General features: G+C 59.0%; 23 protein-coding genes. 12 read left to right on the top strand and 11 right to left on the bottom strand.

Annotated features, from left to right (window positions below):
- Positions 1 to 20: 20 nt before the first annotated feature.
- On the top strand, positions 21 to 755 hold the full coding sequence (locus J7380_RS08530) for a zinc-ribbon domain-containing protein (protein WP_209195349.1): 735 nt from the start codon (positions 21 to 23) through the stop codon (positions 753 to 755).
- Between the two features lie 8 nt (positions 756 to 763).
- On the opposite strand, the gene J7380_RS08535 is transcribed toward J7380_RS08530, so the two are convergent.
- The 4 genes from J7380_RS08535 to argH all read right to left on the bottom strand — a co-directional run bounded on the left by J7380_RS08535 (position 764) and on the right by argH (position 6,443).
- Positions 764 to 3,304, bottom strand: coding sequence for a TIGR02302 family protein (locus J7380_RS08535; protein WP_209195350.1), 2,541 nt, complete (start codon positions 3,302 to 3,304; stop codon positions 764 to 766).
- A gap of 40 nt (positions 3,305 to 3,344) precedes the next feature.
- Complete coding sequence (gene lysA / locus J7380_RS08540) at positions 3,345 to 4,610, bottom strand: diaminopimelate decarboxylase (RefSeq protein WP_209195351.1); 1,266 nt, start codon at positions 4,608 to 4,610, stop codon at positions 3,345 to 3,347.
- 262 nt (positions 4,611 to 4,872) lie between these two features.
- Complete coding sequence (locus tag J7380_RS08545; RefSeq protein ID WP_170353542.1) at positions 4,873 to 5,055, bottom strand: argininosuccinate lyase; 183 nt, start codon at positions 5,053 to 5,055, stop codon at positions 4,873 to 4,875.
- Entirely contained in the window at positions 5,055 to 6,443 is a 1,389-nt protein-coding gene (argH, locus tag J7380_RS08550; protein WP_209195352.1) for an argininosuccinate lyase, read from the bottom strand. The genes J7380_RS08545 and argH overlap by 1 nt, the downstream gene beginning before the upstream one ends.
- 21 nt (positions 6,444 to 6,464) lie before the next feature.
- Between argH and J7380_RS08555 the strand changes: the two genes are divergently transcribed.
- The 9 genes from J7380_RS08555 to J7380_RS08595 all read left to right on the top strand — a co-directional run bounded on the left by J7380_RS08555 (position 6,465) and on the right by J7380_RS08595 (position 14,085).
- Positions 6,465 to 7,031 (top strand): TlpA disulfide reductase family protein, encoded by a 567-nt coding sequence (locus J7380_RS08555; RefSeq protein ID WP_209195353.1) that lies wholly within the window; start codon positions 6,465 to 6,467, stop codon positions 7,029 to 7,031.
- Positions 7,032 to 7,163: 132 nt separating this feature from the next.
- Complete coding sequence (locus tag J7380_RS08560; RefSeq protein ID WP_170751835.1) at positions 7,164 to 7,550, top strand: hypothetical protein; 387 nt, start codon at positions 7,164 to 7,166, stop codon at positions 7,548 to 7,550.
- Entirely contained in the window at positions 7,547 to 8,518 is a 972-nt protein-coding gene (locus J7380_RS08565) for a sterol desaturase family protein (RefSeq protein ID WP_209195354.1), read from the top strand. The genes J7380_RS08560 and J7380_RS08565 overlap by 4 nt, the downstream gene beginning before the upstream one ends.
- Before the next feature lie 90 nt (positions 8,519 to 8,608).
- Positions 8,609 to 8,797 (top strand): hypothetical protein, encoded by a 189-nt coding sequence (locus J7380_RS08570; protein ID WP_209195355.1) that lies wholly within the window; start codon positions 8,609 to 8,611, stop codon positions 8,795 to 8,797.
- A gap of 81 nt (positions 8,798 to 8,878) precedes the next feature.
- Positions 8,879 to 9,712 (top strand): EAL domain-containing protein, encoded by an 834-nt coding sequence (locus J7380_RS08575; protein ID WP_209195356.1) that lies wholly within the window; start codon positions 8,879 to 8,881, stop codon positions 9,710 to 9,712.
- A 182-nt stretch (positions 9,713 to 9,894) separates the two neighbouring features.
- Positions 9,895 to 11,070, top strand: a complete 1,176-nt coding sequence (locus J7380_RS08580; RefSeq protein ID WP_170751844.1) for an acetyl-CoA C-acetyltransferase — start codon at positions 9,895 to 9,897, stop codon at positions 11,068 to 11,070.
- A gap of 184 nt (positions 11,071 to 11,254) precedes the next feature.
- Positions 11,255 to 11,977, top strand: a complete 723-nt coding sequence (gene phbB / locus J7380_RS08585; protein ID WP_171122624.1) for an acetoacetyl-CoA reductase — start codon at positions 11,255 to 11,257, stop codon at positions 11,975 to 11,977.
- Positions 11,978 to 12,274: 297 nt separating this feature from the next.
- On the top strand, positions 12,275 to 13,222 hold the full coding sequence (locus J7380_RS08590) for a transcriptional regulator GcvA (protein ID WP_209195357.1): 948 nt from the start codon (positions 12,275 to 12,277) through the stop codon (positions 13,220 to 13,222).
- Positions 13,219 to 14,085 (top strand): EamA family transporter, encoded by an 867-nt coding sequence (locus J7380_RS08595; protein ID WP_209195358.1) that lies wholly within the window; start codon positions 13,219 to 13,221, stop codon positions 14,083 to 14,085. The genes J7380_RS08590 and J7380_RS08595 overlap by 4 nt, the downstream gene beginning before the upstream one ends.
- Here the strand turns inward: J7380_RS08595 and J7380_RS08600 are convergent.
- The 3 genes from J7380_RS08600 to J7380_RS08610 form a co-directional block, all read right to left on the bottom strand.
- Entirely contained in the window at positions 14,082 to 14,246 is a 165-nt protein-coding gene (locus J7380_RS08600; protein ID WP_170353553.1) for a DUF465 domain-containing protein, read from the bottom strand. The two genes, J7380_RS08595 and J7380_RS08600, sit on opposite strands and share 4 nt — an antisense overlap.
- A 124-nt stretch (positions 14,247 to 14,370) precedes the next feature.
- Positions 14,371 to 15,141: a methyltransferase gene (locus J7380_RS08605; RefSeq protein ID WP_209195359.1), complete on the bottom strand. Its 771-nt coding sequence runs from the start codon at positions 15,139 to 15,141 to the stop codon at positions 14,371 to 14,373.
- A complete protein-coding gene (locus tag J7380_RS08610; RefSeq protein ID WP_170353555.1) occupies positions 15,138 to 15,353 on the bottom strand; it encodes a DUF2007 domain-containing protein in 216 nt (71 codons plus the stop codon). The genes J7380_RS08605 and J7380_RS08610 overlap by 4 nt, the downstream gene beginning before the upstream one ends.
- A 56-nt stretch (positions 15,354 to 15,409) precedes the next feature.
- On the opposite strand from J7380_RS08610, the gene J7380_RS08615 reads away from it, so the two are divergent.
- The gene (locus tag J7380_RS08615) at positions 15,410 to 16,408 is read left to right on the top strand and encodes a polyprenyl synthetase family protein (RefSeq protein ID WP_209195360.1); all 999 of its coding nucleotides are present in this window, start codon (positions 15,410 to 15,412) and stop codon (positions 16,406 to 16,408) included.
- On the opposite strand, the gene J7380_RS08620 is transcribed toward J7380_RS08615, so the two are convergent.
- The 4 genes from J7380_RS08620 to soxR all read right to left on the bottom strand — a co-directional run bounded on the left by J7380_RS08620 (position 16,401) and on the right by soxR (position 21,266).
- The gene (locus J7380_RS08620) at positions 16,401 to 17,222 is read right to left on the bottom strand and encodes a 4-(cytidine 5'-diphospho)-2-C-methyl-D-erythritol kinase (protein WP_209195361.1); all 822 of its coding nucleotides are present in this window, start codon (positions 17,220 to 17,222) and stop codon (positions 16,401 to 16,403) included. The genes J7380_RS08615 and J7380_RS08620 overlap by 8 nt on opposite strands.
- Entirely contained in the window at positions 17,212 to 18,924 is a 1,713-nt protein-coding gene (locus J7380_RS08625; protein WP_209195362.1) for a tetratricopeptide repeat protein, read from the bottom strand. Before J7380_RS08625 ends, J7380_RS08620 begins: the two co-directional genes overlap by 11 nt.
- A gap of 103 nt (positions 18,925 to 19,027) precedes the next feature.
- A complete protein-coding gene (locus tag J7380_RS08630) occupies positions 19,028 to 20,674 on the bottom strand; it encodes an electron transfer flavoprotein-ubiquinone oxidoreductase (protein ID WP_209195363.1) in 1,647 nt (548 codons plus the stop codon).
- A gap of 136 nt (positions 20,675 to 20,810) precedes the next feature.
- Entirely contained in the window at positions 20,811 to 21,266 is a 456-nt protein-coding gene (soxR, locus tag J7380_RS08635) for a redox-sensitive transcriptional activator SoxR (protein WP_170353559.1), read from the bottom strand.
- Between the two features lie 89 nt (positions 21,267 to 21,355).
- Between soxR and J7380_RS08640 the strand changes: the two genes are divergently transcribed.
- Entirely contained in the window at positions 21,356 to 21,736 is a 381-nt protein-coding gene (locus J7380_RS08640; RefSeq protein ID WP_209195364.1) for a VOC family protein, read from the top strand.
- Positions 21,737 to 21,874 lie beyond the last annotated feature (138 nt).

Here is a 21,874-nt window from a genome sequence, read left to right on the forward strand (position 1 = left end):
TTCCCCGGCCCGGAGGCAGCATGCGTCTTACATGTCCGAATTGCAGTGCCCAGTACGAGGTTCCAGATGAGGTCATTCCCGCCGAAGGGCGGGATGTGCAGTGTTCGAACTGTGAAAAGACCTGGTTTCAAAGCAAACACCCCGTAGCCGATACGGCAGAGGTTGAACCCGAGACCGTTCCGGTTGCTCCGCCGGTCGACGAACCGGCTCTGGCCCCTGCGCCACAAAAACCCGACGTGACGGCTGAACAACCGGCCAAATCGGAAGACACGCAGAAATCTGTCCATGTCGATCCTGACGTTGCCAGTATTCTTAAGGAAGAGGCCGCGCGCGAGGCTGATCTACGCGCAAAGGAAGCCGAAAACCTTGAGACCCAGCCCGATCTGGGCCTGGATCCTCCGCAGGCGCCCGATCCCGAAGAACGTATCAAGGAACTGACCCGCACCGAGGCAGCAAAGGATGCAGCCGAAGTCGAACCGCTACCGGATGTTGAGGCTATAAACTCGAGCCTGCGCAGCGATGAACCTGTAGCGAAGAAAAATGAGGTTCAGCCCCTGCCACGCAGCTCGGGCAGTGGTTTCAAGCGCGGCTTTGTGATCGCCATCGTCATCGGTGTTGTTTTGCTGTTGCTCTATGCCAACGCGCAGCAGATTTCCGAAGCCGTACCGCAAGCCGATCCGGTTCTGGGCAGCTATGTTTCGCTGGTCGACCAAGCCCGCCTGTGGCTTGAGGCACAGACGGGATCAGGAAGCTAATCCTGTAATCAGAACCGTTCGAGAAGCCGCTTGAGGTATTCCAATTCGATATCGGGGCGATCCGTCTCACCCGTACGGCGGCGGATTTCGTCCAGCAACTCGCGCGCGCGGCGATAGACATCTTCGCCCTGCAGCAGGCTGTCATCGGTCGAAATCGTGCCTGAAGAACCGGGGCTGCGACCAAGCGGATCACGGTTGTTGGCTTGCATATCGCCTTCCTGTGCGCCCTGACCCGGCTGGTTCTGTTGGTTCTGAGCCAGCGCTTCGCCAAGCGAACGCATTCCCTCGCGAAGAGCTTCCATAGCTTCGGACTGGTTGTCGATTGCATCGGCCAATTCATCATTGCGCAACGCTTGCTCGGCCTCATCCATGGCGCGTCCAGCGCGTCCCAACGCATCCCGCGCGGCGTCACCCTCGGGCGTTCCTGCACCGGGCAGGTTTTGCTGTTGCCGTCCCAGCTCGTCTCTCAGGGCCTGTTGGCGATCGGCCAGCGACCCTTGGCCCTGCTGGCCCTCACCAGCCTGATCCGAACCTTGACCCTGCCCCCCTTGGCCTTCGTGGCTTTCACCGCGGCCCTGACCACCATTGCGGCCCTCGTTGCCCTGGTTCTCACCGGCCTGCGCGCCGGGGTTGAACTGTTCCTGCAAATCCCGGAATGCCTGATCGCTGAGGCCCTGCTGCTCGCGCAGGGTCTCGGCCAGACCTTCCATGGCCTGTTGGCCTTCGGACTGCTGCCCCTGACCCTGGCCTTGGGTGACTCGCATATTTTCCATCATCTGTTGGAACTCTTCCAACGCTTGTTGCGCCTCGGCCATGCGGCCCTGTTCCATCAGCTCCTGAATGCGATCCATCATCCGTTGCAGATCGTCCTGCGTCATTTGCATGGTCTCGCCGTTCTGACCTTGCTGGTTTTCACCACCTTCGCCATTTTCCTGCGCTAAGCGCTGCAGCTGGCGCATATAGTCCTGCGTCGCCTCACGCAGTTCTTGCATCAGCTCGGCAATTTCTTCGTCCGACGCGCCGTTCTGCATCGCTTCGGTCAGACGTTCCTGCGCGCGGCGCATACGCTCCAGCGCATCAGCCAGCGTCCCATCTTCGATCAGAACCGCCAATTCCCACAGCGATTGCGCGATCTCTTCCTGCTGTTTCGGCTTCAGGTCATATTCGGTAAATGTTTCGAGCCTGCGCAAGGTCACCCGCAGGCGCAGATATGCGGTATCCGAGCGAAAGAACCCCTCGGGCAGATGCGAAACGGCCCGCAACAGCTGGGCCACTCTGGGCGCGTTCTCACGCGACCACAGCAGATCTCGCCGTTGTTCTATGATCGCCGCGGCCAACGGATCAAAGAACCGACGAGCTGGCAGAGCCGTCATGTAGGGCTCTGACTGCCCCTCTTGATCCGCAGCGTCACGCGCTGTCAGAGAGATTTTGACCGGAAGATGTGCCCATGGATGCTGTGAAAAATCCTCAATCAGGTCTTCGACAAAATCCGCACGATCACCGGTGATCGGCATGGGCAGCTCGACCTGAATGGATTCGCGCGGCTCGGGATCTGTTGTCAGGCCGTAACGACGATCAACCGAGGCCAGATCCAACTCGATCACGGCCGCACCGGACACGACGCCATAATCATCGCTGGCTGCAAAGGGCAGCTTCATCTGCCCCCCGGCCTCGGCCTCGGCAATATCGGCCACGCTGATCATCGGCGGGGCATCGGCTATGACGTTCAACGCCCAGTCCTTGCCCGCAGGGCCTTCGATCTTCAGCTCGCCCGACCGGTCCACAACAAATTCCTGTTCGGGTTCAGTTGCAGCTTCGGTGCCAAGCGGAGTGGTCGTCTCGGTCAGGCTGTATGCGCCGACTTCGCCATAGAACCGTAGGGTGATGCGGCTGCCTTGAGGAACAGACAGTGTCGGATCGGATTGGTCCGCCAAATAAAGCGTCGGCAACCCGGTATAGCGCGGAGGTTCCACCCAGCCTTCCCACGTCGGACCCTGCCCGGCGACGGCCGCACCGGGCGCCATCTCGGCCACCGACCCAATTCTCCAGAACGACCCGAACAAGGCAGCGACAACCAAAGCCAGCAAAGCAGAATAGCGCAACGCATAGGGGTCGCGATCTGCCAGACGCAGGTTGGGTTTGACCGGATCAGCCTGCGCCGCCCGTTGCGCCATTCGCTGCTGATGCGCATGCCACAACGCCACCGAATCCGCATCCATTGCCCCAATGGCCTGATCGTCCATCAGCGCCTGAATGGGGCGACCAGGCAGAGTCTCGTCCAAACGCGCCAGCGCCTCGGTCCGAGTCGGCAGGTGGAATCGCTGCACCCCAAACGCCAAGGCCGCCATAAGGCCAAGCACGGCCAGAGAACCTATAATCCATACGGTCTCAACCGATACCAGATCTTGCAGGCCCAGCATCAAAGCGGCCAAAACGGCCATAATACCTGAGAAAAGAGGCCAAAATGCGCGCCAAACCCGTTCGGCCAGCATACCCGCATGCGTCAGCCACAGGGACAGTCTTGGGATCGGCAAGGTCTGTTTGGCCATAAAGGCGAGCCTCCGTCAGCAGGCCCGCGCGCCAATCGCGTCAAAGCCACTCGGGTATGGTATCGCGGTTTATGATTTCGTCAAAGCTTGGCCGTTCACGAATAACTGCAAATTGATCCCCGTGCACCAGAACTTCGGGGATCAAAGGGCGCGTGTTGTATTCGCTGGACATCACCGCTCCGTAAGCTCCGGCACTGCGGAAAGCTACCAGATCACCAGCGGCCAGAGGCGGCATGTTGCGCTGTTTGGCGAATGTATCGCCCGTTTCACACACAGGGCCCACGATGTCATAGGGTTGCTGCTCCACGCCCGGCGCGGGTTCGTTCACGGCGACGATGTCGTGATGCGCCTCATACATCGCGGGGCGGATCAGGTCGTTCATGGCACCATCAAGGATCAGGAAATCGCGGCCCTCACCCGATTTCACATAGATCACCTTACTGACCATTAGCCCCGCGTTGCCAGCAATTAGCCGACCGGGCTCGATCTCAATCTCGCAGCCCAGATGACCCAGCGTTTTCTTGATAAGCGCGCCGTACTCCACCGGCAGCGGCGGCGCGTCATTGGCGCGGGTGTAGGGGATGCCCAGCCCGCCGCCCAAATCAAGACGACGGATATCGTGGCCTTCGGCGCGCAGCTGTTCGGTCAGTTCGGCGACCTTGGTATAGGCCAGCTCGAACGGTTCAAGCTCGGTCAGTTGCGAGCCGATATGGACGTCGATGCCAATCACTTCCAGCCCCGGCAGGGTGGCGGCATGGGCATAGACCTCGGAGGCACGTGCGATCGGGATGCCGAACTTGTTTTCCGACTTGCCGGTGGCGATCTTGGCGTGGGTCTTGGCGTCCACATCCGGGTTCACCCGCACGGTGATCGGCGCGATCACGCCCAATTCCAAGGCGATGGCGTTGATCACTTCCATCTCGGGCTCGGATTCCACGTTGAACTGGCGAATGCCGCCGGTCAGCGCGGCGCGAATCTCATCCGCTGTCTTGCCAACGCCCGAAAACACGATCTTGTCGCCCGGCACGCCTGCGGCTTTGGCCCGCAGGTATTCCCCGCCAGAAACCACGTCCATCCCCGCGCCCGACTGCGCCAGCGTCTTCAGGATCGCCTGATTGCTGGCGGCCTTCATCGCATAGCAGACAAGGTGGTCCATCCCGTCCAGCGCATCATCGAACAGCTTGAAATGCCGCAGCAGAGTTGCCGTCGAGTAGACATAGAACGGGGTTCCGACCGCGGCTGCGATCTCGGAAATCGGGACATCCTCGGCGTAAAGCGCGCCGTCGCGGTAGAGAAAGTGATCCATACCTGCGCGCTTAGACCAAAAGAGGTCTGCGGATCAATGGATTCCGTTCGACTTGCAACGTTGCCTCAGTTGGATGTTGACACACCCACCCGACCATAACCGGAAATCGAAATGCCAGAACCGCTGGGTTCGGGTTCTGGTTCTGGGCGTGGTACATAATTCGGGTCACATGCCGCAAGCACGACAAGGGTCAGGATAAGGCCGGTCTGTTTCATTCTGCTCTCATTTGAAAAACGTTGTGCGTCAAGCAAGGCCGTCGCTGTTACAGCCCCAAAAAGACACCAAGGCCGCCTTTGCGCAGCCCAACGCCTACGCCACCATATGTACCGCTGCTTCCGACACCGATATTCGCGCTCATTGTGGGTTGGATTGGCTCGCCATCCGCCCCGCAGGCCGCTAGGCCGAAACCGGTAGCAATCAAAACCAGAACTTGCACAATCCGCATTACACCAGCGCCTTCCATCGCTTGATCTGGGTACGAACCTGATCCGGGGCCGTACCGCCGTAGGATTGTCGCGAGTTTACCGAATTTCCGACAGTAAGGACAGAATAGACGTCATCGATAATATCGCCGTGGACCGATTGCATGTCGTCCAACGTCAGATCGGGTAGATCGCAGCCTTTGGATTCGGCCATGGCCACCAGCGATCCGGTAACATGGTGCGCGTCGCGAAATGGCAGGCCCAGAACGCGCACCAACCAGTCGGCCAGATCAGTTGCGGTCGAGAAGCCCGAGCCTGCTGCAGCCGCCAGACTGTCGCGATTGGCGGTCATGTCCTTAACCATCCCCTCCATCGCGGCCAGTGCCAGCATCCAGTTGTCAGCGGCGTCAAAGACCTGCTCTTTGTCTTCCTGCATGTCCTTGGAATAGGCCAGCGGCAGGCCCTTCATCACCATCATCAGCGCAGTGTTCGCGCCGTAAATCCGGCCGACCTTGGCGCGGATCAGTTCGGCCGCGTCGGGGTTTTTCTTCTGCGGCATAATTGAAGAGCCGGTCGAGAACCGATCCGACAGCGTCACAAACCGGAACTGGGCCGACGACCAGATCACCAGCTCTTCTGCAAAGCGCGACAAGTGGACCGCGCAGATCGAGGCCGTCGACAGGAATTCCAGCGCGAAGTCGCGGTCGCTGACGGCATCCAGCGAATTGGCAGCAGGGCGGTCAAAGCCCAGCGCCTGCGCGGTCATGTCCCGATCAATCGGGAACGATGTGCCCGCCAGCGCAGCAGCCCCCAACGGCGATTCGTTCATCCGGGCGCGCGCGTCGCGGACGCGGGACAGATCGCGGCCAAACATCTCGACATAGGCCATCATGTGATGACCCCATGTGACGGGCTGCGCCGTTTGTAGGTGGGTGAATCCGGGCATGACCCAATCGGCCCCAGCCTCGGCCTGTGTCAACAGCGCGCGGATCAGGGCCAGAAGGCCGGTTTCCGCAGCGTCGAACTGATCACGCACCCACAGCTTGAAATCGGTCGCCACCTGATCGTTGCGCGACCGCCCGGTGTGCAGACGGCCTGCGGGCTCGCCGATCACCTCTTTCAGGCGCGCCTCGACATTCATGTGAATATCTTCCAGCGCGGTCGAAAACTGAAACGAACCGGACTGGATTTCTGACAAGACTGTGAGCAGCCCTTCCCGAATAGCCTGCGCATCACTATCACTTATGACGCCTGTGGCCGCTAACATGGCGGCATGGGCGCGCGAGCCTGCGATGTCCTGGGCTGCCATCCGCTGATCGAACCCGATCGAGGCATTGATTGCCTCCATGATCGCGTCTGGACCGGCGGCAAAGCGGCCGCCCCACATCTGGTTCGAGGATTGATCGGTCATGTAAGAAAACCCGGAGTTGATATGCGCCTATTTCGTCTGATCCCCCTTTATATGGCCCTTGCGCTAGGTGCAAATGCCGCTTTGGCCGCAGATGCCGAAACTCTGGCGCCGCTGCGCGACGGCACTCTAAAACGCCTGATCTTGCACAAGGAACCCAAGCCCAAGGCCCCCATTGAGTTCCAGTTGGAAGATGACGGCGGCACCGCAACGCTGGCTGATTACAAGGGCAAATACGTTCTGGTGAATTTCTGGGCCACGTGGTGCGCACCCTGCCGCAAGGAAATGCCACAGATTGCTGAGCTGCAGGAAGAGTTCGGCGGCGACAAGTTCGAGGTCGTGACGCTGGCCACCGGCCGCAATTCGCCCGCCGGGATCAAGAAGTTCTTCGAGGAAAACGGCATCGACAACCTGCCCCGCCATCAGGACGCGGGCTCGGCTGTGGCGCGAGAATTTGGCGTGATTGCCTTGCCGATCACTGTGATCCTTGATCCCAACGGGGATGAAATAGCCCGCCTGATAGGCGATGCCGAATGGAACTCCGACAGTGCCAAAGCAATTGTCGGCGCATTGGTGGGCGGTGAAAGCTAATCGCAGTCGACTTTGAAAATGCGGTAACCGGTCCGTGCCTCGCGGGCCGGTCTTTTTCTGCGAGAGGCTTACGCAACGCCACCTTTGACACTGCCGCAAGCGACTTGCACTCTGCCCTGCGGGAGGATGGCCATGCCGCTTGGAATTTTGCTGGTTCTGGTGATCGGGGGGATCGCGGGGATCACCTTGATGATGCATCTTGCGGGCAAGTCTCGTATCACGCAGCTAACCCCGGACAGCGCAAAAGCCGCTTGGTTGCGACACGTACCCGGCGACGAGGTTGTTGATGTAACAATCACCAATGACGGCCATACGGCCTTGATCCGAACACCTGCGGGCAACGGCCTTGTCTGGTCGTTCGGCGCCGACACCGTGGCGCGTCACCTTCTGGATTTTGACAGGCTTGACCGCGCCGAAGGGTTTGAAATCCGGTTTCACGATTTCGCCACACCCAAAGTTCTTATCCGTCTTGACGATTTCGAGCGCCAGCACTGGCAAAACCTGATGGAGCCCGTATGACCGACCAAGTAACCTTCCCTGACGCCGTTCAGTGGGCCGTTCCCTTTTTTATCGCCGCCATTCTGGCCGAGTTCCTGTGGATCACCGTCAAAGGCAGAGGTGGCCGGTACGAGACGCGTGACGCGGTGACCTCGTTGATCATGGGGGCGGGGAATATCGTCTCGGGCCTGTTACTGGGCTTTATCGCCTATGCGTTCTTTATGTGGCTGTGGCAGGTCACGCCCTTGAACCTGGGCACCTCGATCCCGGTCATCATTCTGTGTTTTGTACTGGACGATTTAAGGTACTATTGGGTTCATCGGTTCGGTCATCGCATCCGCTGGGTCTGGGCCAGCCACGTCAATCATCACAGCTCACAGCACTACAACCTGACGACTGCGCTGCGGCAAACTTGGACTTATACTTTCACCTTCATGATGGTCGTGCGCGCGCCTCTGATCCTGTTGGGGTTCCACCCGGCCATGGTGCTGTTCGTGGGCGGGCTAAACCTGATCTATCAGTTCTGGATCCACACCGAAGCGATTGGCAAAATGCCCCGTTGGTTCGAAGCGGTGATGAACACCCCCAGCCACCACCGCGCCCATCACGGCCGCAACGCGCGCTATCTGGATTGCAACTATGCCGGTGTCTTCATCATCTGGGACAAGATGTTTGGCACTTTCGTCCCCGAACAGGAGGATGACCGCGTCGATTTCGGGCTGGTTCACAATATTGGCACGTTCAACCCTCTGCGCGTGGCCTTTCACGAATGGGTCAGTATCTGGCGCGACGCCACCCAACCGGGGCTAAGCCTGCGCGAACGCCTAGCCTATTGCTTTGCGCCGCCTGGCTACAGCCATGACGGCAGCCGTGACAGTTCAGAACAGATCAAAGCCAAACACCTTGCCCGCCACCCGGAAGATCGCGGAACGCCCGGATTTGAGCATTTTGATGCAAAACCGCCCAATACACAGGCAAAACAGGCTTAATTCCGCCGATCCGACCCTACTCGTTTCTTGAATACCGGTCAGCGTCGCCCATATCACCCTGATATGCCGAGACCCAACCGGAGACCCGAAATGCCCCGTTTAACGACCATATCCACGCTATTTGGTCTGACGGGTCTTATGATCGCTATGATGACTGCATTGAACAACGGGGCATCCGTTCTTGTGGCGCTAGGTTTTGTCATGATGACGCTAGGCTTTGCTGGCGCGGTGATCGGTGCAGCGATCTCTGTCGGGCGCATGTCACGAATTGCACGCTGATACCTTCAGACGTTAACGGCAAATTCACACGTTTGTTCTGAAATCCACTGGCGACCGATGACGGTAAAAGGTGGACCACGCATGACGGACAAGAAACTCGCGGATTTGCCAGAAGGGTCGGACAATCCGCTTAATGCGGCCGTAACCTCGCGGGATGCATCGACGGTCCAGATGGCAACCGACGCTGTGAAGCACAAACAATGTAAACTGGCGTTTCAACCGGTGATGCAGGCGAACCCTCCGCATGGTGTCGCGTTTTACGAGGGGTTCATTCGGGTTCTGGACGAAACCGGTCGAGTGATACCGGCGCGAGACTTTATGCCTCAACTGGAAAACACACCAATTGGCCGTGAGTTGGACTGTATCGCGCTGGAAATGGGCCTGCGCGCATTGGCCCGGAACCCAGAGATACGCATGTCCGTCAACATGTCGGCGCGATCAATTGGATACAGCAGATGGTCGCGCGTCCTCGAACGATTCCTGAAGAAAGATACCAGTATCGGAGAGCGGCTGATCCTGGAAATCTCGGAAAACTCTGCCATGACTGTTCCTGAACTGGTCATGGACTTCATGGACCGGATGCAGCCGCGCGGCGTCGCCTTTGCACTGGACGACTTTGGCGCCAGCAATTTCAGCTTTCGGCATTTCCGCGAGTTTTTGTTTGATGCAGCCAAGATTGACGGCCAGTTCATACGTGGGATCAGCGCGAATCCGGACAACCAAGCCCTGGTTCGCGCGCTTATTGCCGTCGCGCGCGAGTTCGAAATTCTGGTTACAGCCGAATCGGTCGAAACCAAAGAAGATGCAGAATTTCTGGTCGCTAACGGCGTCGATTGCCTTCAAGGTTTCTTGTTCGGCGCCCCCACTGTATCCGCCCCTTGGAAGGCAAAAAACGAAATAAAAACAGCGGGGTGAGCTCCATTACCTTGCGGCACCCTACCTGAGACAAGCTGACCGTTGCTGCAGCAGCAGCATTGCGTTATTCCAATATCAGTTGGAGCGGGGGATCATGAGGCGCTCTGAACCGATAGGGACCTTTCCCTGTTGCCTGCGCCGTCACGTTTCCCACAGAACCTTGACGGTAAAGGATTGTCTTAATGACCAACGTAGTAATCGCATCCGCAGCACGCACCGGTGTCGGTAGTTTTGGCGGCTCGTTCGCAAACACACCCGCGCATGACTTGGGTACCGCCGTTCTCGAAGCCGTTGTCGAACGTGCAGGGATCGAAAAGGGTGAGGTCAGCGAGACCATTATGGGTCAGGTTCTGACAGCAGCACAGGGTCAGAACCCTGCGCGTCAGGCGCACATCAACGCGGGTCTGCCCAAAGAAAGCGCCGCATGGGTCATCAACCAGGTTTGTGGTTCGGGCCTGCGGGCGGTTGCCCTGGGCGCACAGCACATCCAGCTGGGCGATGCTGATATTGTCGCCGCTGGTGGTCAGGAAAACATGACCCTGTCGCCCCACGCCGCAGCACTGCGTGCCGGTCACAAGATGGGTGACATGAAGTATATCGACACCATGATCCGCGACGGTCTGTGGGACGCATTTAACGGCTATCACATGGGTCAGACCGCTGAAAACGTAGCCGAGCAATGGCAAATCAGCCGCGACATGCAGGACGAATTTGCCGTCGCCAGCCAGAACAAGGCCGAAGCTGCGCAAAAGGCTGGTAAGTTCGCGGATGAGATCACGCCCTTCACCATCAAGACCCGCAAGGGCGACATCGTGATGGACAGCGACGAATATATCCGCCACGGCGCAACCATGGAGGCCATGGGCAAGCTGCGCCCTGCCTTCACCAAAGAGGGTTCGGTTACGGCGGCGAACGCATCCGGTTTGAATGACGGTGCGGCGGCGACACTTCTGATGTCGGCCGAGAATGCGGAAAAGCGCGGGATTGAGCCTCTGGCCCGCATCGCGTCCTTCGCCACTGTTGGTCTGGACCCGTCGATCATGGGCGTCGGCCCGATCTATGCCTCGCGCAAAGCGCTGGAGAAAGCGGGTTGGTCGGTTGACGATCTGGATCTGGTCGAGGCCAACGAAGCCTTCGCTGCACAGGCTTGTGCAGTGAACAAGGACATGGGTTGGGATCCGTCGATCGTGAACGTGAATGGTGGCGCCATCGCCATCGGCCACCCAATCGGTGCCTCGGGCTGCCGGGTGCTGAACACGCTGCTGTTCGAAATGAAGCGCCGTGATGCGAAAAAGGGCCTGGCGACCCTTTGCATCGGCGGCGGCATGGGCGTCGCCCTGTGCGTGGAGCGCGACTAAGCTTTTAAGCACTGAACATAGAAAGGGCGCCCCGCAGGCGCCCTTTTTGTTACACTGGGGCTGACCCAAAGATGCGACGATATTGCCCTATGGGTTTCGACGATTCTTGACGAAATAATATTGCGCAAGATTACCTATCAAAGTAACAGCATTACCAAGACGACTTAAATTGGAGGAAGCCTAAATGGCACGTACAGCACTCGTCACCGGCGGTTCCCGCGGCATCGGCGCAGCAATTTCCAAGGCGCTGAAAGCCGAAGGGTACAATGTTGCAGCCACCTATGCCGGCAACGATGAAGCGGCCGCAAAATTCACCGAGGAAACCGGCATCGCCACATACAAGTGGAACGTGGCTGATTATGACGAATCCAAAGCGGGAATCGAAAAAGTAGAGGCCGAGGTCGGCCCTATCGACATCGTGGTCGCCAACGCGGGCATTACCCGCGACGCCCCGTTCCACAAGATGACCCCGGAACAGTGGCATCAGGTGATCGACACCAACCTGACCGGCGTGTTCAACACCGTTCACCCCGTCTGGCCCGGCATGCGCGAGCGCAAATTCGGCCGCATCATCGTCATCAGCTCGATCAACGGTCAGAAGGGTCAGTTCGCGCAGGTGAACTATGCGGCGACCAAGGCCGGTGATCTGGGCATCGTGAAATCACTGGCGCAGGAAGGCGCGCGGGCTGGTATCACCGCAAACGCCATCTGCCCCGGCTACATCGCGACCGAGATGGTCATGGCTGTGCCTGAGAAAGTACGCGATTCTATCGTCGCGCAAATCCCGGCAGGACGTTTGGGTGAACCCGAGGAAATCGCACGCTGCGTGGCTTTCCTGGCATCGGACGATTCGCAGTTCATCAACGGATCGACCATTTCGGCCAACGGTGCGCAGTTCTTCGTTTAATCCCTGTGCAAAACGAAAACGGGCCGGTCTTTTAAGACCGGCCCTTTTTTATCCCGTAAGAACGCGCGCGCTGCGCTCAGCGGGAACCGAATAGCCATTTCACCAAGTCACCGATCGCGCGGGACCGTTCGAAATGGGCACGCCGAAAGGCGCGGGCGACAGAGGGGCTGGAGGTTGCCTCGATCATGGAATATCTCCTTTCAGTTCAGCGTTGTTTGACTTGAGATCAATATGAGGCTTATTTTTAAAGCCGACAAACGAGCTTTCTTCTGATCTCAGTTAAGATATTCTTACCCTATGAGCGACTACCTACCGCCACTTACCGCCCTACGGGCCTTTGATGCCGCCGCCCGCCACATGTCTTTTTCAAAGGCTGCAGAAGAACTGCATGTCACGCCCGCAGCCCTGTCCTTTCAGATCAAATCGCTGGAGGAGCATCTGGGACGCCCCCTGTTTCGTCGCCTCAACCGCGCGGTAGAATTGACGGAAGCCGGGCGCGCCTTGGCCCCCGGTGCGGCAGACGGATTCGCTACGCTACAAGCCGCTTGGCAGGCGGCCCGGCGGCTGGGCAATGACACCAGCCTGACCATTACGGCGGGCCCAGCCTTGACGGCCAAGTGGTTGGCTCCGCGGCTCTATGACTTTGCCCGCGCGCATCCAGAGATCGACCTGAAGTTCTCGGCCACATTACGTAACATGGACCTCGAGAGGGATGATGTAGATGTGGCGATCCGCTTTGGCTATGGCAGGGACGAAGGGTTGTATTCTGTACCCGTTCGCAAGGAATGGCTGACCCCGGTGATGACCCCGGATTTGGCCGAACAATTTCCGACGCCTGAAAGCCTGCGGGAGGCGCCATTGATCTTTGACGACTCGATTGCGTTTCTGCGGCCCCCGTCTGACTGGCCCACATGGTTTCGGGCCGTCGGGGTAGACTTCAACCCACAGCACGGCGCGCATTTTTCTAACGCGGATCATGCAATTGACGCGGCCGTTGCCGGAGTGGGCGTCGTGCTCGGCCGAAGGGCTATGATTATCAAGGATCTGGCGGAAGGCCGTTTGGTGGCCCCCTTCAAGGTCGCAATCGAGACCATGGGCCGCTTCCGGTTTCTGTGTCTTAAAGGGGCCGAAAACAGACCTCAGATTGCGGCGTTCCGCGATTGGTTCATGTCCGAGATTGAAAAGACTGCGCATTTGTCGGATGAGTTCGAAATCATTCCGGTGGAAGAGGTGCCCGCACCGTGACAAGAACGCGCGCAACAGGAATCGGCTTTGTCGCCGTCCTGCTTTGGGCCCTGCTGGCCCTCTTTACGGTTGGGTCCGCGCCCACGCCGCCTTTGCTGCTGAACGCGTTGTGCTTTTCCATCGGCGGAACGCTGGGATTGGTTTGGACATGGGCCACAGGCGGGTTGAGTCAGCTTCGAGAAATCCCCTGGACGACCTATCTGTTCGGGACAATCGGTCTTTTTGGCTATCACGCGCTGTATTTCTCGGCTTTGCGAATGGCCCCTGCCGCAGAGGCCGGGCTGATCGCCTATCTGTGGCCTCTGCTGATCGTCCTGCTCTCGGGGCTATTGCCCGGAGAGCATTTGCGCATCGGCCACCTGATCGGGGCCTGCCTGGGTTTCGCCGGGGCCGCCGTGATCATCGCGGGTGGCGGTAGCAGCGGTTTCCAGGCCGAACACTTGCCCGGCTATGCACTGGCACTGCTGTGCGCTCTGACATGGTCGGGATATTCGGTGCTGTCGCGCCGCCTTGGCGACACGCCAACCAGTTCGGTGGCTGTGTTCTGTGTGGCCACGGCCATCGCCTCGGGCCTTTTGCACATCGCCGTTGAGGAGACAGTCTGGCCGGACAACGCACTTGGCTGGGGATCGGTCATAGCTTTGGGGCTAGGGCCCGTTGGCTTGGCGTTTTATGTCTGGGATATCGGGGTCAAGCAGGGAGACATTCAAATTCTGGGCACGTCATCCTACGCGGCCCCGCTTCTGTCTACGCTTGTTCTGGTGGTTGCCGGGATCGCCGCCCCAAGCTGGGGCCTGGCGATCGCGGCTGTTTTAATCACTGGCGGCGCATTAGTTGCCGCCCGGGCCAGTATGCGCCGTTAACTCGACAATCGCTCAATCTCTTCCTTGAGCCTTAGCTTCTGTTTTTTAAGCTGAGCAATGTGAAGGTCGTCGATACCAGGCGAGCGTTGTGCTTGTTCAACTTCAAGACCGAGGTTTTCGTGCTTTTTCTTAAGTTCGGTCAGGTGTGCGCTCACGCTCATGGCGGTACTCCTCTGTTGATGTCTGAGTTTCACGTAAGAAGTTGAGCACATCGTTTCCACCCTGTCACGCTGCGGGTGCACAGAAAATATAACAAATCCGACAAAATCGGCTGGTTAATGCCTGTCAGCTGGAAAATCCGGGCAAGCCCGCCCCTTCGCGCAATACGGCCGAAACTGGCGGAGTGTAACTGTCACCGTCTACCTCATGGCGCTCACCTGAATGGAGAACCAGCGGGGCGTGCAGCTGAAACGCGGCTTTTCCGCCCTTTCTGCCCCTCAGAATAACCAGTTCAGCACGTCGACCGACACGGGCGGACAACGGCAATACTTCGACGGACCCCAAGCACCCCTCACAGGCGGCCAGCATATCTGGTAGCCGGTCCGCTTTCTGAATCATGTGCAGATAACCCCGGGGGGCAAGGCGTTTGGCCGCAGTCTCGATCCAAAGATTCAACGGCGTGTTCTCACCTAATGCGGCGCTACGGCCTTCATCCGCCGCCGGGCTGTGCGCTCCGGCCCGATAATAGGGCGGGTTCGCAATAACGTGATCGAACTGGCGCTGTTTGAGATCGGACGGCAAAGCGGCCAGATCAGCCTCAAAAACCTCAAGCGAGACGGAATTTTCAGCGGCATTCCGACGCGCCAGATCGGCATATGCAGGCTGCAACTCGACCCCCACAGCCTGCAGATCGGGTACGCGGGCCATCAGGCAAAAAACGGCGGCCCCAGCGCCACAGCCCAGTTCCAGAACTGTCTGACCGGGTATTGCGGGTACAGATGCGGCCAATAAAACAGGGTCTACGCCTGCGCGATAGCCCATTATGGGTTGCCACAGGCGCACACGCCCGCCCAGAAAGTCGTTTCGAGTCAGGTCGGCGTCAGCAAACAGTGTCATCGACCCAAAGGGATATCATTGTCGTGCATGACACGTTCGGCGCGGGTCAGGTCATCGGCGCGCACCATCAAGCGGCGGGGGAAGATTCCGATGCCACCTTCGAGGATGCTCATATTTACGTCCATCTGAAAGCAGTCTATATCCTCGCCCTCAAGAAGGGCAGATGCAAAGGCCAGAATCGTCGGATCAGTGCTGCGCAAAAGTTCTTTCATGGGGATGGATGTAAGGGCAAGGCGACTGGGATGTCGAGCCTTGTATCAAGGGTGTGATGAATATCGACACGGTCACAAAACCGCATGAGCGTTTGGCGGAAATACTGACGGGCGAAATGGGCGCGGTCAACGAGTTGATCCGCACGCGCATGGCGTCCGAACACGCACCGCGCATTCCCGAAGTCACCGCGCATCTGGTCGAGGCAGGCGGCAAACGCCTGCGCCCGATGCTGACCTTGGCGGCAGCGCGGCTGTTCGGCTATGCCGGAGATCACCACGTGCGTCTGGCCGCAACCGTCGAGTTCATTCACACCGCCACCCTGCTGCATGATGATGTGGTCGACGAAAGCGCCCAGCGACGCGGGCGGCCGACTGCGAACCTTCTATGGGACAACAAATCCAGCGTTCTGGTCGGCGACTACCTGTTCTCTCGCAGCTTTCAGTTGATGGTTGAGACAGGATCGCTGCGGGTTCTGGATATCCTGGCCAATGCCTCGGCCACGATTGCCGAAGGTGAAGTGCTGCAAATGACCGCCGCGACCGATCTGGGCACGACCGAGGCGATTTACTTGCAGGTCGTGCGCGGCAAGACGGCGGCGCTGTTCTCGGCCGCGACCGAGGTGGGCGGCGTGATCGCAGGCGCGTCCGAGGAACAGGTCAGGGCGCTCTATGACTATGGCGATGCGCTTGGGATCGCGTTCCAGATTGCGGATGATCTGCTGGACTATCAAGGCGACAGCGCAGCCACAGGTAAGAACGTGGGAGATGATTTCCGCGAGCGAAAGCTGACCCTGCCGGTGATCAAAGCTGTGGCGCAGGCCACGCCCGACGAACACGCCTTCTGGGAACGCACCATCGGCCGCGGTCGTCAGGAAGAGGGTGATCTGGACCACGCGCTTGGGCTGATGGCCAAGTACAGCACGCTTGAAGCAACGCGGGCGGATGCATTCGGCTGGGCGAACAAGGCCAAAGCATCGCTGGAGGCCCTGCCTGATCACGAGATCCGCACGCTGCTGCGTGATTTGGCCGATTACGTGGTCTCGCGCCTCAATTAAGCTGAGTCGCGCGGCACCACCAATCGGGATGGGCCGCACCGATCTCATAAGCGGCGAAATGCGCATCTTTCATCGTGGGATAAAGCGCAAAACAGGTCGAACCCGACCCTGACATGCGGGCCATAAGGGCCGCTTTGGTGCCTGACAGTTCATTCAGAACGCGGGCGACTTCAGGAGCCAGACCCATTGTCGGCAGTTCAAGGTCGTTGCGCTGATCCTGCAACCAATCGGCACAGGTTTCGACAGTCTCAAACTCGGGGATCTCTGCAGGCATCGGCAGGTTGTCGCGGTTTTCCAAAGCCGCGAACACGCGCCCGGTGGGTACTTCGACGCCAGGGTTAACCAACAGGGCTGGCAGAGAGGGCAGCGAAGCTGGCGTCAAATCGTCCCCAATGCCCCGCATTCGCATGGCCCGAGCCTTGACGCAGACCGGGATATCAGCCCCCAGCGACAGGGCCACGTCGGGTAAGACTGTCCTGCCCTGCTCTGCCGCCATCCGTAGTGTCGCCGCCGCGTCCGAGGACCCGCCCCCAATGCCGCCGCCATGCGGTAGCACTTTGTTCAGGTCGATAACGCCGGTCCAGCCTGCCGCCTGCGCGGCTTTCCAGACCAGATTGCGACTGTCTGTCGGCACTCCTTCAGCGTGTTCACCTGTCACGGCGATTGACAGATCATCGCCCGGAGTGAACCCCAACGTATCACCGACATCCGCAAACACCACCAGCGAATCCAGCAGGTGATAGCCATCCTCGCGGCGGCCGGTCACATGCAGGGTCAGATTGATCTTGGCGGGGGCAAACGCCTCAGCCTTCATTGGCCACTTTCAGGGGCTCGGCCCCTTCTTCGACAAGAACCGCGTCCAGTCCAATTTCCAGCTTGCGGCGGATACGGTCCGGATCGGCCTCGCCATCTGTGTCTTCGGGATCGATGAAAGACAGAGCACGTTTCCACTGGAACTCGGCCTCGCGCGCGCGACCCACGGCCCAATAGACATCGCCCAGATGATCATTGACGACCGGATCAACAGGCATCAGCTCGACCGCATGCTCCATATGCTCGACCGCCTCGTTGTAGCGGCCTAAACGGAACAGAACCCAGCCAAGACTGTCAACAATATAGCCGCTGTCAGGGCGCGCTGCCACGGCGCGTTCGATCATATCCAGCGCCTCATCCAGCTTTTCCTGACGCTCGACCAGCGAATAACCCAGATAGTTTAACACCTGCGGCTGATCTGGATTCAGCTCCAGCGCGCGGCGGAAATCGGCTTCGGCCTGATCCCACTGCTTGAGGCGTTCGTGCGAGATGCCTCGGGCGTAGTGCAGGAACCAGTTGCCCCCCACACCCGAATCGATCAGTTCGATCGCCGTGTTGTATGTTTCCACTGCAGCCGAGTAGTTTTCCTCGCGGCGCTGCAGATCGGCAAGCGCCACATGCACACTGGGCAGGTCAGGGCTTTTGGCGGCCAGGTTCTGCAGAACTTCGGCCGCGGCATCTGTCTTGCCCGCGCGGCCCAAAACCTCGGCACGGCCTAGTTCAGCCGCATGGTAATCGCTGCTGGTCGCCGGCACTTTAAGGTAGGCTTCGACCGCAAGATCATATTGCTCAAGCCCATCCAGCAATTCAGCACTCAGCAGGATCGCGTCGACATGATCGGAGCGTAGAAAGGCCGCGAGCTGGGCATAAAGCAGGACATAGTTCTGTGCAGCTTCGCGACTGAGAGCTGCCCCAACAGAAAAGAACACTTCGGCCATGCCGTCTTGTGGCGACCCGACATGTGTGAATGGCAAGGTTTCGCCTGTATTCAAGCGTGCCTCATAGCCTTCGATCGACGGGTCGCTGCCTGCAACAAAGACCTCATTCAGAAACGCAAGTGCATCGGCATTACGATCCAGTTGTGACAGGACTTCGGTGCGGGCCAGCGCGGCACGGCGGGTAAAGCGAGCAATCACGCCACCATTGGCTGCAAAGATCGCCTCGGCCCCTTCGAAATCCCCGATCGAGGCCAGGGCCAGCGCCTTGTGGTACAGCGCAAATTCGGTAAGCCCGTCTTGCGTGGCAACAGTGTCGAACTGCTCCATCGCGTTAGTCATCGCACCCTGGCCGACATAGGCCCAACCCAACAGTAATCCGTCGACGAGCGGCCCTATGCCTTGCGTTTCCGGGTCACGGGACAGGAATTCATCCAGCTCGCCCTGGGCCAGCAGATTAACCGCAATGGCCATACGGGCCGCTTGGCTGGCCATACCGAGCTCTTCAATCGCCTGGGCGACCGGCAACGCGCGTTTTATCTGGCCCAGCGACAGCCGCGCGACCACAACGCTTTCCAGCAGCTTACCGTTCTCGGGGTCGGCACGCAGAGCCTGCGCATAGTACCGTTCGGCCGCGGAGTAATCGTTCTGGAAAATTGCCTGACGTCCGGCCAGATAGGCTCCGGATCCAGTATCCGCAAAACCCGGAAACGAAAAGGCCGATGAAAGAAGCGCGGCAACTGCCGCGCGACGTAAGAAGGATACCACCAAAATCCTGCCCTGCCATTGTTGACTGCTGTCTAAGCTAGGGCTTCGGCCGGAAAGAGGCAATGGCAGACCCTTCACGACCCTGCCATTGCCCGTTTTTCGCTTACATGTTGGGATAATTCGGTCCGTCACCACCCTGCGGCGTGGTCCAGGTGATGTTCTGGCTGGGATCCTTGATATCGCAGGTCTTGCAGTGAACACAGTTCTGGAAGTTGATGACGAATCGCGGACCGTTTTCATCCTCGACCATTTCGTAGACACCCGCCGGGCAATAGCGTTGCGCAGGCTCGTCGAACTTGGGCATGTTGACGCTGACCGGGATCGCCGGGTCTGCCAGCTTCAGGTGGCAGGGTTGGCTTTCTTCGTGGTTGGTGGCCGCGAAAGATACGTTGGTCAGGCGGTCAAAAGACAGCACGCCATCGGGCTTGGGATAGTCGATGGACTGGTGTTTGCTGGCATCCTCGGTCGCCTCGGCATCGTTCTTGCCGTGGCCCACGGTGCCGAACAACGAAAAGCCCAGCGTGTTGGTCCACATGTCCATTCCGCCCAGCATCAGCGATGCGGTCAGGCCCCATTTCGACCAGATCGGCTTGACGTTTCGCACCTTTTTCAGGTCGGCGCCGATGGCACCTTCGCGCACGTCGGTCTCGTATGCGGTCAGTTCGTCGCCAGAACGGTCGGCCTTGATCGCGTCAAAGGCGGCCTCGGCTGCGGCTTTGCCCGACAGCATCGCGTTGTGGTTGCCCTTGATGCGCGGCACGTTGACCATACCCGCCGAACAGCCCAGCAGCGCCACACCCGGCGCAACCAGTTTCGGCATCGACTGATAGCCCCCTTCGGTGATCGCACGGGCACCGTAGGCCACGCGCTTGCCGCCTTTCAGCAGCTCGGCGACCATTGGGTGGTGCTTGAAGCGCTGGAATTCCATGTAGGGATACAGGTGCGGGTTCTTGTAGTTCAGGTGAACCACGAAACCGACATAGACCTGATTGTTTTCAAGGTGATAGATGAACGATCCGCCACCCGCGTTGCTGCCCAGAGGCCAGCCCATCGTGTGCGTGACAGAGCCTTCTTTGTGCTTGGCCGGGTCGATCTCCCAGATTTCTTTCATGCCGACGCCGTATTTCTGCGGCTCTTTGCCCGCTGACAGATCGTATTTGGCGATAACCTCTTTGGACAGCGATCCACGCACACCTTCCGACAGGAAGACGTATTTGCCGTGCAGCTCCATCCCCGGCTCGGTGTTCGGACCATATGAGCCATCGGCTTCCAAACCAAAGACACCGGCCACCACGCCTTTGACTTCGCCATTCTCGCCGTAAACCAGATCGGAACAGGCCATCCCGGGGAAGATTTCTACGCCCAGTTCTTCGGCCTGTTCGGCCATCCAGCGGCAAACATTGCCCATCGACACGATGTAGTTACCGTGGTTGTTCATCAGCGGCGGCATCGGCCAGTTGGGGATGCGGATCTGACCGGCCTCACCCAGCATATAGAAATTGTCTTCATGCACCTCTGTGTTCAGCGGCGCGCCCTTCTCTTTCCAGTCCGGGATCAAAGCATCCAGGCCGCAGGGATCAAGCACCGCACCAGACAGAATGTGCGCCCCGACTTCCGAGCCCTTTTCCAGAACGACAACGTTCAGATCGGCATCAAGCTGTTTCAAACGGATGGCCGCAGACAGACCGGCCGGGCCTGCGCCCACGATCACCACATCGTATTCCATCGCTTCGCGTTCAATATCGGCCATCGCGGGCTCCTTAGCTAACTTTCCGAATTGGCGCTTTGTGCACGTGCTCGGCGCAATTTTCTTTCCCTGCTGACTACATGTTCACCAAGTCCTTGGTCAATCAGAACACGGCGTAACAATGCCGCAATGCGGCAGATCACGCGTCCGGGCTGTCCCCCAGCAGGTACCTGGGGCCACTTCCCTTTGACTTGGCCCGGTCATCCGGGTTGTAGAGCGCACATTTGGGCAAGCTCAGACAGCCGCAGCCAATGCAGCCATCCAGATTGTCACGCAACCGCGTCAGCGTCTCGATTCGCTGATCCAGATGCGCGCGCAACCCGACGCTGATCTTTTGCCAGTCTTTCGGTGTTGGCGTCCGATTGCCCGGCAGACCCGACAACACCTGCCGGATTTCGGGCAGAGACAAACCGAACTGCTGGGCGATCATGACAAAGCTCAGCCGCCGGATATCAGCGCGCTGATACCGCCGCTGCCCGCCCGCGTTGCGCCACGGGGTGATCAACCCTTGCGCCTCATAGTAGCGAATGGCCGAAACCGCCAATCCCGTGCGCCGGGCCAAAGCGCCAATGGCCAGCCCCTCGGATAACGCCAACTTATCCTCCAACAAATACCTTGACCTAAAGTTAGGTTTAGAAATTACGATGAGTCGCGACACGCCTCAAGCTGAAAAAAGGAGATCCCATGATGGCGACGCTTGAACACACCAACTTTACCGTCCGCGACCCTCAGGCCTCGGCCAAATGGATGCACGAAGTCTTTGGTTGGAAAACCCGCTGGGAAGGACCAGCCATCGCGGGCGGATATACGGTCCATGTGGGCAGCGCGCACACATATTTGGCGCTCTACGCACCCAGCGATCCCAAACCATCACAAGAAAGTAGCTATGGTATCGTTGGTGGGCTTAATCATGTTGGTGTTCTGGTCGAAGATATCGACGAAACCGAAGCCCGCGTTATCAAGGCAGGCTTCACGCCAACGTCGCATGCTGACTACGAACCGGGCAAAAGGTTCTATTTTGATGACGACAACGGGATCGAATTCGAGGTGATTAGCTACACGTAGGCTGTAATCCGCGTTGGGGTGATTTAGCCCCCTTGCATTTCACGCGTCATTTAGGTCAGGTATTTGACGACCCAATCACTCGCCCCGGCGCCAATCTCGTGCGGCGGGGCGACTCAATTTACGCGTGGACGACGAGAA

Source organism: Ruegeria sp. R8_1 (assembly GCF_017743815.1).
GTDB lineage: Bacteria > Pseudomonadota > Alphaproteobacteria > Rhodobacterales > Rhodobacteraceae > Ruegeria > Ruegeria lacuscaerulensis_A.

Excerpts from the sequence above, each read along its gene's own strand:
- J7380_RS08545 (WP_170353542.1), bottom strand. The coding sequence starts at position 5,055 with ATGCGGATTGTGCAAGTTCTGGTTTTGATTGCTACCGGTTTCGGCCTA.
- J7380_RS08615 (WP_209195360.1), top strand. The coding sequence starts at position 15,410 with ATGAATATCGACACGGTCACAAAACCGCATGAGCGTTTGGCGGAAATA.
- J7380_RS08575 (WP_209195356.1), top strand. The coding sequence starts at position 8,879 with ATGACGGACAAGAAACTCGCGGATTTGCCAGAAGGGTCGGACAATCCG.
- J7380_RS08610 (WP_170353555.1), bottom strand. The coding sequence starts at position 15,353 with ATGAAAGAACTTTTGCGCAGCACTGATCCGACGATTCTGGCCTTTGCA.
- J7380_RS08535 (WP_209195350.1), bottom strand. The coding sequence starts at position 3,304 with ATGGCCAAACAGACCTTGCCGATCCCAAGACTGTCCCTGTGGCTGACG.
- J7380_RS08630 (WP_209195363.1), bottom strand. The coding sequence starts at position 20,674 with ATGGCCGATATTGAACGCGAAGCGATGGAATACGATGTGGTGATCGTG.
- J7380_RS08530 (WP_209195349.1), top strand. The coding sequence starts at position 21 with ATGCGTCTTACATGTCCGAATTGCAGTGCCCAGTACGAGGTTCCAGAT.
- lysA (WP_209195351.1), bottom strand. The coding sequence starts at position 4,610 with ATGGATCACTTTCTCTACCGCGACGGCGCGCTTTACGCCGAGGATGTC.
- J7380_RS08570 (WP_209195355.1), top strand. The coding sequence starts at position 8,609 with ATGCCCCGTTTAACGACCATATCCACGCTATTTGGTCTGACGGGTCTT.
- J7380_RS08640 (WP_209195364.1), top strand. The coding sequence starts at position 21,356 with ATGATGGCGACGCTTGAACACACCAACTTTACCGTCCGCGACCCTCAG.
- argH (WP_209195352.1), bottom strand. The coding sequence starts at position 6,443 with ATGACCGATCAATCCTCGAACCAGATGTGGGGCGGCCGCTTTGCCGCC.
- J7380_RS08600 (WP_170353553.1), bottom strand. The coding sequence starts at position 14,246 with ATGAGCGTGAGCGCACACCTGACCGAACTTAAGAAAAAGCACGAAAAC.
- phbB (WP_171122624.1), top strand. The coding sequence starts at position 11,255 with ATGGCACGTACAGCACTCGTCACCGGCGGTTCCCGCGGCATCGGCGCA.
- J7380_RS08565 (WP_209195354.1), top strand. The coding sequence starts at position 7,547 with ATGACCGACCAAGTAACCTTCCCTGACGCCGTTCAGTGGGCCGTTCCC.
- J7380_RS08560 (WP_170751835.1), top strand. The coding sequence starts at position 7,164 with ATGCCGCTTGGAATTTTGCTGGTTCTGGTGATCGGGGGGATCGCGGGG.
- J7380_RS08555 (WP_209195353.1), top strand. The coding sequence starts at position 6,465 with ATGCGCCTATTTCGTCTGATCCCCCTTTATATGGCCCTTGCGCTAGGT.
- J7380_RS08580 (WP_170751844.1), top strand. The coding sequence starts at position 9,895 with ATGACCAACGTAGTAATCGCATCCGCAGCACGCACCGGTGTCGGTAGT.
- J7380_RS08605 (WP_209195359.1), bottom strand. The coding sequence starts at position 15,141 with ATGACACTGTTTGCTGACGCCGACCTGACTCGAAACGACTTTCTGGGC.
- J7380_RS08590 (WP_209195357.1), top strand. The coding sequence starts at position 12,275 with ATGAGCGACTACCTACCGCCACTTACCGCCCTACGGGCCTTTGATGCC.
- J7380_RS08620 (WP_209195361.1), bottom strand. The coding sequence starts at position 17,222 with ATGAAGGCTGAGGCGTTTGCCCCCGCCAAGATCAATCTGACCCTGCAT.